The sequence below is a fragment of the Acinetobacter sp. YH16038 genome (assembly GCF_013417275.1).
Taxonomy (GTDB): Bacteria; Pseudomonadota; Gammaproteobacteria; order Pseudomonadales; family Moraxellaceae; genus Acinetobacter.
The window spans coordinates 1-12,677 of record NZ_VPEG01000049.1 but is presented as its reverse complement, the minus strand read 5'-3'; the positions used below and the strand labels follow the sequence as shown (position 1 = coordinate 12,677).

General features: G+C 39.5%; 16 protein-coding genes and 3 pseudogenes. 1 reads left to right on the top strand and 18 read right to left on the bottom strand.

Annotation, left to right across the window (positions count from 1 at the left end; all coding sequences use genetic code 11):
* Positions 1–123: pseudogene (locus FTV34_RS15265) on the bottom strand (IS982 family transposase); the annotation flags it as partial.
* A gap of 61 nt (positions 124–184) precedes the next feature.
* Complete coding sequence (locus FTV34_RS15260) at positions 185–856, bottom strand: HAD family hydrolase (protein ID WP_180070726.1); 672 nt, start codon at positions 854–856, stop codon at positions 185–187.
* A gap of 258 nt (positions 857–1,114) precedes the next feature.
* Between FTV34_RS15260 and FTV34_RS15255 the strand changes: the two genes are divergently transcribed.
* The gene (locus FTV34_RS15255) at positions 1,115–1,882 is read left to right on the top strand and encodes a hydroxymethylpyrimidine/phosphomethylpyrimidine kinase (RefSeq protein WP_159123701.1); all 768 of its coding nucleotides are present in this window, start codon (positions 1,115–1,117) and stop codon (positions 1,880–1,882) included.
* 113 nt (positions 1,883–1,995) lie between these two features.
* On the opposite strand, the gene FTV34_RS15250 is transcribed toward FTV34_RS15255, so the two are convergent.
* The 16 genes and pseudogenes from FTV34_RS15250 to FTV34_RS15175 all read right to left on the bottom strand — a co-directional run.
* Positions 1,996–2,439 (bottom strand): nuclear transport factor 2 family protein, encoded by a 444-nt coding sequence (locus FTV34_RS15250; protein WP_159123697.1) that lies wholly within the window; start codon positions 2,437–2,439, stop codon positions 1,996–1,998.
* A 390-nt stretch (positions 2,440–2,829) separates the two neighbouring features.
* Positions 2,830–3,192 carry a 5-carboxymethyl-2-hydroxymuconate Delta-isomerase gene (locus FTV34_RS15245; RefSeq protein WP_159123696.1) on the bottom strand — a complete coding sequence of 121 codons (363 nt, stop codon included), beginning with the start codon at positions 3,190–3,192 and terminating at the stop codon, positions 2,830–2,832.
* A gap of 115 nt (positions 3,193–3,307) precedes the next feature.
* On the bottom strand, positions 3,308–3,646 hold the full coding sequence (locus tag FTV34_RS15240) for a zinc ribbon domain-containing protein YjdM (RefSeq protein ID WP_034705280.1): 339 nt from the start codon (positions 3,644–3,646) through the stop codon (positions 3,308–3,310).
* A 123-nt stretch (positions 3,647–3,769) separates the two neighbouring features.
* A complete protein-coding gene (locus FTV34_RS15235) occupies positions 3,770–4,216 on the bottom strand; it encodes an SRPBCC domain-containing protein (RefSeq protein WP_159123695.1) in 447 nt (148 codons plus the stop codon).
* Between the two features lie 239 nt (positions 4,217–4,455).
* Positions 4,456–4,851: a ribonuclease E inhibitor RraB gene (locus FTV34_RS15230; protein ID WP_004785133.1), complete on the bottom strand. Its 396-nt coding sequence runs from the start codon at positions 4,849–4,851 to the stop codon at positions 4,456–4,458.
* A gap of 236 nt (positions 4,852–5,087) precedes the next feature.
* Positions 5,088–6,032, bottom strand: coding sequence for a DUF4041 domain-containing protein (locus FTV34_RS15225; RefSeq protein WP_179993179.1), 945 nt, complete (start codon positions 6,030–6,032; stop codon positions 5,088–5,090).
* Positions 6,033–6,600: 568 nt separating this feature from the next.
* Positions 6,601–7,266 (bottom strand): pseudouridine synthase, encoded by a 666-nt coding sequence (locus FTV34_RS15220; protein WP_180070724.1) that lies wholly within the window; start codon positions 7,264–7,266, stop codon positions 6,601–6,603.
* 87 nt (positions 7,267–7,353) lie between these two features.
* Positions 7,354–7,809, bottom strand: coding sequence for a hypothetical protein (locus FTV34_RS15215; RefSeq protein WP_004785138.1), 456 nt, complete (start codon positions 7,807–7,809; stop codon positions 7,354–7,356).
* A 746-nt stretch (positions 7,810–8,555) separates the two neighbouring features.
* Entirely contained in the window at positions 8,556–9,269 is a 714-nt protein-coding gene (locus FTV34_RS15210) for an SIMPL domain-containing protein (protein WP_005237113.1), read from the bottom strand.
* A gap of 124 nt (positions 9,270–9,393) precedes the next feature.
* Positions 9,394–9,640, bottom strand: a pseudogene (locus tag FTV34_RS15205) (DUF6868 family protein).
* A 149-nt stretch (positions 9,641–9,789) separates the two neighbouring features.
* Entirely contained in the window at positions 9,790–10,011 is a 222-nt protein-coding gene (locus tag FTV34_RS15200) for a hypothetical protein (protein WP_159123700.1), read from the bottom strand.
* Positions 10,012–10,139: 128 nt separating this feature from the next.
* Complete coding sequence (locus FTV34_RS15195) at positions 10,140–10,346, bottom strand: hypothetical protein (protein ID WP_005237115.1); 207 nt, start codon at positions 10,344–10,346, stop codon at positions 10,140–10,142.
* A 196-nt stretch (positions 10,347–10,542) separates the two neighbouring features.
* On the bottom strand, positions 10,543–11,121 hold the full coding sequence (locus FTV34_RS15190) for a DUF4126 domain-containing protein (protein WP_159123693.1): 579 nt from the start codon (positions 11,119–11,121) through the stop codon (positions 10,543–10,545).
* Between the two features lie 120 nt (positions 11,122–11,241).
* Positions 11,242–11,439 (bottom strand): zinc ribbon-containing protein, encoded by a 198-nt coding sequence (locus FTV34_RS15185; RefSeq protein ID WP_257229525.1) that lies wholly within the window; start codon positions 11,437–11,439, stop codon positions 11,242–11,244.
* 107 nt (positions 11,440–11,546) lie between these two features.
* Positions 11,547–12,443 carry a hypothetical protein gene (locus FTV34_RS15180; protein ID WP_179993183.1) on the bottom strand — a complete coding sequence of 299 codons (897 nt, stop codon included), beginning with the start codon at positions 12,441–12,443 and terminating at the stop codon, positions 11,547–11,549.
* Positions 12,444–12,531: 88 nt separating this feature from the next.
* Positions 12,532–12,677 (bottom strand): annotated as a pseudogene (locus FTV34_RS15175) (IS4 family transposase); the annotation flags it as partial.

The window sequence follows — 12,677 nt, the reverse complement described above, 5'->3', positions numbered from 1 at the left end:
ACTCAAGTGAGCGGTTCGGACTCTGGAGAAACGACGACTTTGTTTAAGGAAATTCCAGTAGGTTGCTTCAAATTTAAGAAAGAAATCATCAATTACGCAAAATAATTCGGTACTATTAAACATCGGGACTAGAGTTTTAAGTTTTGTGTGGTAACTCAACTGATGGCTCTAGTCCTCTTATTTTTCAAGTCAATTTTTTATCCGCGATTCGGGTTAAATAGTCTAATAAATGACTAAAGTTCTCAATCGTATACTTGGGCTGCGCCTGCTGTAATTCAATTTCTGAACCATAGCCGTATTTGACTGCAATCGACTCAATCCCATTATGGCGGGCACCAAAAATATCATGCTCACGGTCCCCCACCATAATGCATTGATCAGCCTGTATGCCTTGTTGTTCCAGGATATACTGAATCAGTTCCCCTTTATTGGTCCGATCACCATTCAGCTCACTGCCATAAATCTCAGTAAAATACTGGGCCAGATTAAAATGTTCCAGAATCTGTCTGGCATAAACGGTTGGTTTTGCTGTTGCGAGAAACAGGCGATAACCACGGCGTTTAAGTTCCGCCAGAGTTTCAGCTACGCCTTCAAAGACGTGATTTTCATATAAGCCAGTCACTGCAAAACGCTCACGATATGCCATTAGTGCCTGTTCAGCCAGGGTATCATCCGCATCTACATTCAGAATTTTGGCTAACGAAGCTTTTAGAGGAGGCCCGATAATCCAGTCAATATTCGTGTCTTCACTGATCGGATGACCCACCTTTTCCAGACCATAGCGGGCAGAAGTCGTAATCCCCACTTTTGGATCGGTTAATGTACCATCCAAGTCAATTAAAATATTCTGAATCACACCTTGTCCCCTATGTTTGCAACCGACATCAATTCATAACGTGAGTATAGCCAGATTTCTCTACTCTAAAGCAATTATTAGGCCATAAAAACAAGCCAAGAATGCCCATTTTCAGGGTAATCAACTCTATATTTTGATCAGATAAAACATACGAAATTTTGCCTGACAGACCGTTCTTGCAAGTGATAGAAATTAATATCGAGAGTTTGAATAAATTTGCCTATACTAAGGCAATTTTAGTGAATGAAGGACATCATTTTGCGACCTACCGTACTTTGCTTTTCAGGTTTAGATCCTTCAGGTGGAGCAGGCCTTCAAGCAGATATTGAAGCCATCGGTCAAAGTGGTGCTCATGCTGCAATAGCCTGTACAGCCCTGACTATCCAGAACTCACAACAGGTCTTTGGTTTTGAAGCAACTTCAAAGGAATTACTGCTGGCTCAGGCCAATGCCGTGGTAAATGATCTGCCGATCCGCTGTGTTAAATCAGGCATGCTGGGAACGACTGTAAATATTGAGGTGCTGGCAGAATTTCTAACTGCGCATCCGGACTATCAGTATGTACTGGATCCGGTGCTGGTAGCCAACAGCGGTGGCTCACTCGGCAATCAGGCCACACTGGTCAAAGCGTTTAAACAACTGATTCCGCTAGCTACGATTTTAACTCCAAATACTGTTGAGTTGCGTGCCCTAACAGGTGAGCAGGATTTAGATCAAGCCACGCAGAAACTGTTTGAAATGGGTGCTCATGCGATTTTGGTCAAAGGCGGCCACGAAGATACTCCCGACTATATCCAGAACCGCCTATATATTCAGGGTGAATTAATCAACGAAACCCGCTGTCCGCGTCTGGAAGGTGAATATCACGGCTCAGGCTGTTCACTGGCGAGTTTCATTGCCGGACGTTTAGCCTTGGGTGACCAGTTGAAAACAGCCGTACAACATGCAGAAACCTGGTTATTTGGCGTATTAAAAAATGCGGAAATTCCGGTACCGAATGGTCAGCGGATTCCAAAACGCTTTTAATCTTCCCTAAATAAAAAAGCCTGAATGATTCAGGCTTTTTTATGGCGATTTCTTTTCAAGAATGGACAAATAGACATGATGATCTTGTTTCAATGAAATTTAAAACTTGCACCTTAACCTGCCAGTTTCACAGGACGCAGTTTTTCAGTTTTCTCCTGAACAGGGACAGAAATATGCTGATAATGCAATTGCCACTGATCTTGCTGCTTGCTTAAGACCATGCTGAAGCGACACCACTGTAAAGGAAAATATCGCTCCATCGCCGCATAGGCAATCCGGACATAACCATATACGAAAGCCATGTCATTATTGACCTGAATGGTGACCTCCTTCCGTTCAACGCGCATACCATTGTTGCGCATATATGGGCGGTACTGTTGCCATGCAGCCTGATAAGCCTCGATCCCTTTCAGTTCGGAGCTAATATCAATCAGACAGACATCTGGTCGGCAAAGTTGACGAATTTCGCTGAATTCAAGTGAACAAATAGCTTGATCCCATTTTTGTAAAAATGTCCTGACTTCCTGAGCCAGACATTCTTCCCCTATTATTTTCATTGAATACCTCTCTATAAGGTTTTATTCAGACTTGAAAACCGAGATTTCAAGCATCTCATTACTTTCAGTCTTTCTTGTTTTTCATTATTTTTAATTATGTGAATGGGTCCTGGTTTTACCCATCCCCCATATATCAGGTCAAAAGTGTGACCTAATACCTAAAATTACACTATTTTTTTAATTATAGGCAAAATTTTCTGATCAACTGCAATAATCAGGTGAATTTTGACTGATTATTTAAATTTTCATGCTCTAGTTTTATTTATCGTTCTTTATATTTCAAAATCGCTTTGATACTTCTCAATTTTTTATTAAGTTCTGATGTATTCAAGATAAAGAGAGAAACTAAGAAAACTTCATTTCCTAGTCCTCACTTCAATCTAAAAAAAATCAAATAATAGCTTTAGTATAAGTCTCTTTGTCCATTTCCAGAATTTCAACACAGAGCTGAATCTTTAACCCCGGCTGCAAGACAATGTGCTGCTGCATGACCTGAAGTACCAGCTTGGAAATTGCCTGGCGGATGTCCAGACTACGACCAGTCAGGAGAGAAACTTTAGCATGCACATAAGCCTGATCTGTCTCCTGCTCTAGTCCAATCACAAAATCCTGCTGTACAATCGCCCTACTTTTTAAATCATTCGGGTCATTAATATAACCGGCGTTAAATAAGGCCTGGTGAATTGCCAACATTAAAGGTCGGGTTTCAAGCTGCTGAATATTATCTGAATATTCAAGATGAAGATGAGGCATAAAGCATAGATCCAGGCATGATATGGCAATCAGAAGAGATTGATCTTCGAGTTTGAGGAAGAAGCATAAACCTTCAAACCCGAAGACCGAAAGCACTCATTCGTATAAGAACGTATCAGGCTTTTTTCACATATTCAGATTTGAGCTTCATGGCGCCAATGCCATCAATTTTACAGTCAATATCATGTCCATCAGTTGCATCGGGCAATAGACGAATATTTTTGACTTTAGTCCCGACTTTAACCACTGAAGAAGATCCTTTAATTTTAAGATCCTTAATCACCGTAACTGTGTCGCCATCAGCCAGCAGATTGCCATGCGCATCCTTGATGACCACGGTTTCCTCAGTTGCTTCCCCTTCTTTCCACTCATATCCACATTCTGGGCAGATTAACAAGTCACCATCTTCATAAGTATATTCAGACTGGCATTTTGGGCATTGTGGTAAAGCCATAGCAACCTCAACAAAACGAAAAATAAAAGAAAAAACAAAAAATTAAAGTTGAATTATAGCATCTTTGGATGGGTTCATGCTCAAGCTTTAAAAGGATCTCCCGCTCGACTTAATTAACTGAACTTAACCATCTAAAATATGTGGATTGACCAGCCAGGACAAAAGCTGCAATGACTCCTGCCAGCTTAAGTGACATGCAGATGGTGGTACCAGATCCGGATAACCCACCTGAATCATATGCAGACTGGTGCCTACAGACACTTTTTCAAAGATGAGCGTGACTTCAATTTCGCCTTTGACCTCAGGTGTAGAAAAGCAATCGGTATAGCGCAGTAACTGGTTGGGAATGACTTCATGATAGGTGCCATGTAAATGATGCTGGGTACCAGTGGCAAAATTGGTCAAGGTGATTTTATAGTTGCCTCCCGGTTTGACTTCGGCATGCTCAACTCTGGCAGTAAAGCCATGCGGTGCCAGCCATTTTGCAATGGCATCTGGATGAATAAAGGCCCGGTACACCCGTTCCGGTGGCGCACTGAATACGCGATGCATTTTTAGGGTATAACTCATTTCAGCCTACCTTTTTTTCTTGTTCTTACTGAAAGATTATTTTTATTTATTATTCGGACGGATCATCCCGATCTCGTCGGCCTCAGTATTTAAATGACTGCCCAATATACTGTACGGCCTAAATATAATTGTTATTTATCCATTTTATAGGATGTATAACAAAAAACTACAGTTGACCCGACCAATACCGCAGGCCATAAAAAACCCGGCTTAACCGGGCTTGAATAAGGAAATTTTGATTAGCTGCTACGAAGTTTGCTTTCACCTTCTTCCGGGTCATCTTCATCATCGTAAACATAGGCCATACAGCCCCAGCCATCATATTCACCCTGAAATTCAGCAGCAATTCTGGTAAACCATTGTTCCAGATCGACAATATTTTCATAGGTAGGTTGCATATAGACATGAATGGTAATTGTCCATTCCAGCGTATCGCTCTCCTCATCCTGATATAGGCTTATCTTTTGTTCTTCTTTGAGTAAATGCAATGCACAGCGGTCAGCCTGTTCTTCACTATTAAAGGCTATCGAGAATTCAATTTCATGGTCGTCCTGCAGATCATCACCATCCTGATACATTTGCCACAGTACATGACCATTTTCATCGTCAGGGAATTTGTCATAATCGCGTGCCATAGAGATATCCTTATTATGATGTTTTATTATTCGATTCAGCTTAACTTATTTTATTTGAATTATCGAGTACAGAATATGAAAAAAAATTAACTTTCTCTAAATAACCAACTGAATTTTATCAATATAAATTTAAGAATTTGAGAAAAAAAGCTGCATTTTCATCTAATTAAAAATACCTGCATATCAATCTGCAGATTAAAAAATTTCATCGGTTGATCTGTCTTTTTTAATTGTAGTTAGGAAGCGATCACTGCAGATGGCTCAGACACTTGATTCTGTCGAAGCTCGAGTAAAATGGTGGCGAATTTAAGCTCTTCCAGACGTAAGTTCAGATAAGACTCCTGAATCATGGCCTGGCTCAAGCTTTGTCCTTTATAGTTCATCAGGCGATAATCATCTTTTAAGGATTGCAGCATTTCACCCAGATTATGAGTATTTAACTGGGACAAATACAATTCTGCCCTGCTATTAAATGCCAGACTCAAAATCGCAATGGTGCTCTTGCGACGGTCTTCATCAACATAGTTACAGCTAGCCACCTGCTGCTGTTCTTTGGCCTGCTCAATCTGTGTTCTGATAGCCAGTAAATGCCGGGCTGCATCAGTATCGTTGTAGCCACTAATGAGCTGATCCAGAAGCTGCGTGACCGGCAGATCAAAACCATGTTGATAGCCCTTGATCTTATGCTCGAGAGCTTCAACTACTTCTTGCAGTCGCTGTTGTTCTTTAGCCTGCTGATAATAAGCCTGTAAAGCTTTTCGAGCCTGTCGCTCAATATCAGCTTCGGCCTGAGTCTGTAAATTCTGTAAATACGCTTTGACCTGAGCGATATAGGCTTTGAGATCATCCAGCATGATGGAAGCATCAAGCTTGGTTACTTCTACGAAATTTTCGGCCTGCAAGCTGCGGTTAATAATGTATTGTTCGATGTCACAGATATCCTGATATTGTTTATATTTATTCAGTTCAGTTCTGGCACTTCCCAGTTGCATCCGTAGCTGGGTCATTTCATAATTTAATTCATCAACTTGTGTTTCATAATCAGCCAATTTACTGCGTGAATGATCCAGATTTTCCTGTAAGGACTGAATATTGTTTCTTGATAATTTCAGGCTATTGAATACCCATAGTAATACAATGATTAAAACACTTGCGAGAACAAAGAGCACGCCACTTAGCATCATCCTGTCCCTTACCCCTTGCACCATATATAGGCACTAAAAAATTAAAAATTTATGATGTTTTAAAGTTATTCTGCATAATTTAATGATGAGAATCAAAGATAAAAAATGACCATAAACATTTAATATAATTGATCTTTTAAATGATTTTTCACCTATAAAACCTTAATATTTTTATGCCTATCAATTTACTTAAAATGAATCTGTTGGTGATAATCAATTAAAGGGGTTTTTATTTTTATATCGAATGTTATAAGAACAAACCCCTGAGAGACTGCAAATCTTGATAAAAACTGAATAAAAATAGATAGATCAAACAGTTAAACTAAAGATAAAGTGATAAAGTCCCTTAAATGATTCCTGAAATTTTTCCGGGTACACTTTTTTAATTTCAAAAAATCATTACTTGATAAGACATGATTCAGAACATAATTTTTCTAGAAAACTGCTTAAATTCAACTCCATAATTTTCCGATGACTGAAATAAATTCTGACATTTCTGTTGCAGCTTACTAAAATTTAAATATTTATCAGAATCCATATTCATTTTTTGAATGCTTAAATTTTACTAAAATGGTGCAGGTGCAAGAATTTCAACTTTATGACCACTCAAGGGTTGAGTAAAAGTCAGTTCACTGGCATGCAAGGCCATGCGATTAAGAGGACTACGCGTTGGTTCCGGATGATAGATTTTATCGCCCGTAATCGGATGACCGATATGCAGCATGTGGACTCTGAGCTGATGTGAACGCCCGGTAATTGGCGTTAGTAATACCCGGCTGATGTCTTGCTCAGGCAGATATCCCAGCCGTTGATAGAGTGTTTTGGCAGCTTTACCCAGTTCAAAATGCACCATTTGCCGAGGGCGATTTTCCCAGTCAGTAATCAAAGGTACATCGACACTGCCCTCGGCCTGAATTTCTCCCTGTACCAGCGCAATATAGTGTTTGCTGACTGTACGTGCCTGAAACATTTTGCTGACAGCCACTTCAGCATCGCGATGTTTGGCAAACATCAGGATACCAGACGTGGCCATATCCAGACGATGGGTAATTTTGGCATTCGGATAACGCTCTCGTACCCGTAGATAAGCACTGTCATGATGCTCAGGCAAACGTCCCGGAACAGACAACAAACCGGCCGGCTTCTCAATGACAACCAGATCATCATCTTCATACAGAATATGCAATGGGTCTTGAGGCGGCGCGTAGACAAAGTTGTCGTTAATAGGCATGTGCTGTAAGCATTCAGGAGAAAACGCGCAAAATAACAATGTCAGGGAATACTGTCAATCCAGCCCTGTTACAGGATCAGTGCCTGACTAAGCTTTGGACGCTGCACTGATGGGAGATACTGAATGACCCGACTGATACTGGGTTTTCAGTCTGTCGAGATCTTCATTTAAAAATGCCATAAGATATTGCTGAACCTGTGACATAGTCAGATTGCGAAATGACACATAGTCTTTGTTTTTCAGGCTAAACAGTCCCAGAATTTTATGTTGAGCTTCGACTTCAATATCACTTTCCAGCCTGAACTCAAGCTGACCTGACGGCGCCAGTTCATTCAGTGTGATCTGAATCGACTGTTCAGCATCGGAGTCTGTTACGGTAAAAGTGGTAATGGCGGCTTGCATCTGTAATTGTAAAACCCGTAACTGTTGCCAGTTAATGGACTTGAAAGTAGAGAGAATTTCTTCTGCCGATAAGCTGCCTAGCTGCTCTGCTTCGTCTTCTTCTTGATGCGGATAACTGATTTCTAATTCATATTTTTTCATGGGACGTGCCCCTTTCTTATATGCAAAATTATCATAGCATTCTGTTTTATTTTTCAAGGATATAATTTGTGAGCAAATATTAAACATATTATACTTTAAATTATTTATATCAAATACTTATAAACAACCAGCGACATTAGAGTAGTATTTAAACATAAAATAGTCGAAAGCTATAGGCTGTAAATAAAATAGATTAGATATGTGATTAAAATAGTATTTATTTGAATCTCAAATGAATTTACAGCTATTTAGGAAGAATATAAGTGACTGGGTAGGGAAGGTGTTCAACAGTTTGGAGGAGAAGATTGTTTTTATGAGAGGAGAAAATTTTGAGGGTGTTGGGAAAACATCTTGATGGTTTACTTCAACTATCACTCTTTGTAAGAAATGATCTTATAGCCTATAAACTTTTGGTCTATAGCGTCCTAAGCCGAATCGAGACCTTTTGGGTTCGTACTGCACTCGCGTTTTGCGCCACTCACAGCATGCTACTCTTTTCGATCCCATCACACCCTTGAGATCTATAGTAGCCAAGCTGCGGCAAAATTAATTTCCTAAGATTTTTTAATTTTCCCGATTTTTGAAAATATTTTTCTTTAAATATATTTGAAGAAGAATTTTTTACCTTTCACCTCAAAATAAAGATCTTTTATTGCAGAAAGAGCAGAATTACTGGAATTTATCTTCATGTAAAACCTCATTCTGCTCTAAATTTTTTAGACCCCTCTATTCAGCTTTCCAGCCATTTAATCAGCCAGATAATAATCCACTGTAGAAACCACACGAACTTTCTTTAGATAAGGCGTATTGCTGTCACGGTCCTCAATGCTAAACAAACCTTGATTGGCAGTTTTGATTTTCCCGAGACGGCTTTGAGAATCCGCGGCAAACTTTTCTGCCACACTGCGGGCATTTTGCGTGGCTTCTTCAATCATGGCTGGTTTGATGTCATTCAATTTGGTAAAGATATATTCCGTTCTTTGCCCGGAATCATCACCACCAAAAGCAATGCCCTTTTTACCCAGAGCGACCAGACGGGTTTGCGCTGCACGGACTGCATCAATATTGTGGGTATAAACCGTAATGGTCTGATGCGCGGTATAACGTAAGGCAACATTGGCATCACCGCCGTATTGCTGGGCATATTTATCTGTAGTGACTGGAGAACCGGTGGTAATTTCTTCTGCCTTAAAACCCTCACCTTTTAAGAAAGCCTGAATTTGCTGGGTTTGCAGCTCCATGGTGTCATACAGTTCGGTCAGATCCTGACTGCCGCCACTAAAACGGATCGGCCAGACGGCGACATCGGCTTTCACTTCACGTTCAGACAGCCCTTTTACGGAAACAATCCGCTCATACTGTTTAATCTTGACCGCACTATTGCCCAAAATGAATCCGGCGATAATCATTCCCAAGCCGATCAAAGCCCCTAAAATCAAGGCAGGTTTAAACTGATTCATTGATCCGAACTCCTTTTCCATATTGTTATCCTGTTTCGAGCATTATAAGCCTTAAACTGCTCTGTGTAATGCTGATGCGACTATCAGTTTTATTTATTCCTGGAACTTTGGAAAGTTTTATCTCCTAACTTTTCCCCATCAAATATAGGGTAATTAGCGGAACCAGATTGAACAGGAATATCCCGACTTTATAAATGGCCATGCCGCTATAGTGAATGGCATCAAAAGTTGGATCTGAGAGCTGAAACCATTGACCATGCAATCGTTTCACCCAGTCTCGTGCAGACAATCAGCAAAAACCAGAGCATTAAAATGCTGTAATTCAAAGCCAATGTATAAAGTAAAAACCGACACCAGAAATCGAGATTCATAGTGATTCCCTGCCTGTAGAGCCATCTATCCTTAAGTTAACAGATTGATCAAATGTTCAGGAACTGCTGATTTGTATCTGTGATCTAAAGGGAAATGGTTTAAATATTTTCAGCTAAAAGTTTCAGTTCTCACTTCCAGCGATCACTTTTTAGCGTACAAACAGATGACGGGTATGATGATTGATATAGGCATTTAAGCCATCACCATACTGGGCCAGCTGTTTCATATTTTCCACATGCTGATAGCCCGTACTGCTATAACTATAGGTATACACTTTCGAAGTTTTCTTAAATTGAACCCGAATAAACTCATTGCCAATCTCATAATTGGCCACACCCGAGTCATGATTGAGATCAAGATAATGTTGCAATTGAGCAGCCCTAAACATGATAAATCTATAGTTTTATATGGGGTCAAATTGATCATTTTTCAAACAGGATAAATGATAAAACCCACTGTATAGCGGGTTTTAAATGACGACCAATATGTCTATAAATCTCATTCTGTACAGCACTTATGACAGCCCTCTACTTTCTCCCTCGGCCAGTTCATTCTTGCGCGTTTATAAGCCAGATCATAATTAGCAAAATATCCAATCAGAATCTGGTTATCAAATTCTGGCAGGTCTTCACAGCCTCGTGTTGCGTTATGAATATAGTGCACGCCTTGGGCAGACTCTTGTTCATCTACAATAAATTTAATCATTTATAGTTCCCCTAATATTGTTTTTATAAAGTTCAACCACAAATAAAACCATACAAAAATTATGCCTTTTATAATCCCATAATAAAATTATGTCTTTTTTGAATAAAAATCAAGCAATTTAATGAACAAGATGAGGGCCTTTCTTTAAGCAAATATTTCATTAAGAATGAGTGATAAATATTTATTTATCTGATTCTTATAAGGCGGAATTTTCTAGCTTGTTTTTCTTTTTTAGACGTATCCAGCGAATTGCCATGATGGCTAGCATTACAACCAGCAAGGCAGCTAGCACTGGCAAAAGCAATGACAGAATGGATAACAGAATAGCCCCGATCCACTCTCCGGTTGAGAGTACGGGATTCGCAACACCGCCTGTAGTGGCAGTTGATAGTCCACGTGCTGCAACACTGCTCAGTTGCACGGCCCCTGCTGTTCCGCCACCGACAATAATCGCTGCGGCCCAAGCTGCAAACTGGGACATTTCTCCACTGCTGGCAGCCATCGTGGTCAGAGTTCCGGCCAGTATGGCAGCAGGCGTTGCAATTGTATCGATGGCATTGTCCACCCAGGGAATATAATACGCAGCGATTTCACAGAGGGTCGCGATGGCTAAAGCCAGGCAGACTGCCGGCATGGCCAGCCATTCAAAACCGGTCATCGGTTCAAACCAGCCCATCAATGCGGCAATACTCATTATCAGCAAAGGCACAAAAACACGGAAACCAGAGGCTGCACTCAAGCCGATACCGATACATAAACCGAGGATTGTTTCCATGCTGCTTGCCCTTGAGATTTAAGCCATTTTTATAATGTAAATTATACGCTAACAAAAAAGCCCTATAGGGTGATAGGGCTTTTATTTAAAACAGGATCTTCTGTTTTGAATATCGTGTGCTTAGGCAACCTTATCGTTATATTGGGTGCCGAGGCATTTGGTACACGGTGGTAGTCGGTCTGTACCAATTTCTAAGAAGACGCGATGTCCGCATTGAACACAAAAATAGAAACCTGTTCCCGGTTTTGAGCCAGCTGTAACCATCTTTGTTCTCCGTTGTTTTAGAAAATGGTCTAAGCAGTATAACTCTGTTGTGATGAATGTCTATTGTCCATTTTTGTAAATGATAGTGTCGTTAAAGCTAAGTGTTATTTTTATTTGTGATCTAATGATATTTCGTCGCTGTGCCTAATCACTTTCACTTTCTATGATAAATAGCTTGATAGCATTGGAATAAATGGAGCTAAGAAAGTATATATAGTCACATGATTAGAGAGAAAACTCATTAGCTCACCATATTGGGAAGTATATTCTGGTGTTCCAATTGAGGTTCCTAATTTTTCAATTCTTAGTTCTAGATCGCTAACTAACTCTTCCTCGATTTCAGATTTTCTCAAAGTACTTAATAAATCTAGAAACTCTTGAGGAATTTGAGAGTTATTAATTTCTTGATGGATAGTGCTGTGATGATTTCCTGAAGCTAAGTTTTGAACATTACCAGCAATATTAAAATTAAAAATCTGGGTGACTTTTTCTTGAGGAATCGGATTAGAATTCAATGCAGCTTCACCTGCTTGCGGATTTAACAGCTCAATTTCTAAAGCAAAATTTAAGATTTTTGTTTTTACTGTATCTATTATTCCTACTACAGCTGAAGCAGGTATTACTTTCCAAGCTTGCATACAATTATAACCCTCATACATCTTAGAACCGTAATGAGCAATAATCGCTGGATTCCAATCTTGAGTTAAGACCTCACTTTCATTATTTGTTAAACTCTCAAGGGTTGCAATAGGACTAAAAAAATATGCTTTTGATAAACTTTTTTGAAGTTGCTCTGGCAAACTGTAAGTCAACATATCTGCATTATTTAAAGCACTTCCAAAAGCACCTGCAAAATGGCCTTTTGAATTAACATTTAAGATTCTATAGTCAGGTACATTTTTTGGGTCTTGTGGATAGCCTTGCAATTCGAAGCTAATCCAATTCTTAAAATCTTCATTACCCAATCTATAAGCTAATATTTGACATTTTCTTAATAAATCTGAAATCTTAGCATTTGAGTTTATAGCATCAATTTGTATCTCTCTTAAAAGTGACATTTTATTCTCTAAACAATTTCAACAACTTTAATCCACCCCAACCCCTCTTTAAAAAGAGGGGAACTTCCCATTGCTGTCCCACAATTTTTCACAAGAGGAAGCTCAAATGAGCTTCCTCTTGTTTTATGGGTATTTTATCGGGTGAAAATAAAGCTTTTAAAGTTCTTCTTTCAAACAAATTCACTTGAATTATTCTGAGTAAACGTTGAACTGTCCAACCTGTTTTTCCTAAAT

What these genes read in the sequence shown, in the direction of transcription:
- FTV34_RS15250 (WP_159123697.1), bottom strand. Translation starts at nt 2,439, where the DNA reads ATGAAAATAATAGGGGAAGAATGTCTGGCTCAGGAAGTCAGGACATTT.
- FTV34_RS15245 (WP_159123696.1), bottom strand. Translation starts at nt 3,192, where the DNA reads ATGCCTCATCTTCATCTTGAATATTCAGATAATATTCAGCAGCTTGAA.
- FTV34_RS15240 (WP_034705280.1), bottom strand. Translation starts at nt 3,646, where the DNA reads ATGGCTTTACCACAATGCCCAAAATGCCAGTCTGAATATACTTATGAA.
- FTV34_RS15235 (WP_159123695.1), bottom strand. Translation starts at nt 4,216, where the DNA reads ATGAGTTATACCCTAAAAATGCATCGCGTATTCAGTGCGCCACCGGAA.
- FTV34_RS15230 (WP_004785133.1), bottom strand. Translation starts at nt 4,851, where the DNA reads ATGGCACGCGATTATGACAAATTCCCTGACGATGAAAATGGTCATGTA.
- FTV34_RS15225 (WP_179993179.1), bottom strand. Translation starts at nt 6,032, where the DNA reads ATGCTAAGTGGCGTGCTCTTTGTTCTCGCAAGTGTTTTAATCATTGTA.
- FTV34_RS15220 (WP_180070724.1), bottom strand. Translation starts at nt 7,266, where the DNA reads ATGCCTATTAACGACAACTTTGTCTACGCGCCGCCTCAAGACCCATTG.
- FTV34_RS15215 (WP_004785138.1), bottom strand. Translation starts at nt 7,809, where the DNA reads ATGAAAAAATATGAATTAGAAATCAGTTATCCGCATCAAGAAGAAGAC.
- FTV34_RS15210 (WP_005237113.1), bottom strand. Translation starts at nt 9,269, where the DNA reads ATGAATCAGTTTAAACCTGCCTTGATTTTAGGGGCTTTGATCGGCTTG.
- FTV34_RS15195 (WP_005237115.1), bottom strand. Translation starts at nt 10,346, where the DNA reads ATGATTAAATTTATTGTAGATGAACAAGAGTCTGCCCAAGGCGTGCAC.
- FTV34_RS15190 (WP_159123693.1), bottom strand. Translation starts at nt 11,121, where the DNA reads ATGGAAACAATCCTCGGTTTATGTATCGGTATCGGCTTGAGTGCAGCC.
- FTV34_RS15180 (WP_179993183.1), bottom strand. Translation starts at nt 12,443, where the DNA reads ATGTCACTTTTAAGAGAGATACAAATTGATGCTATAAACTCAAATGCT.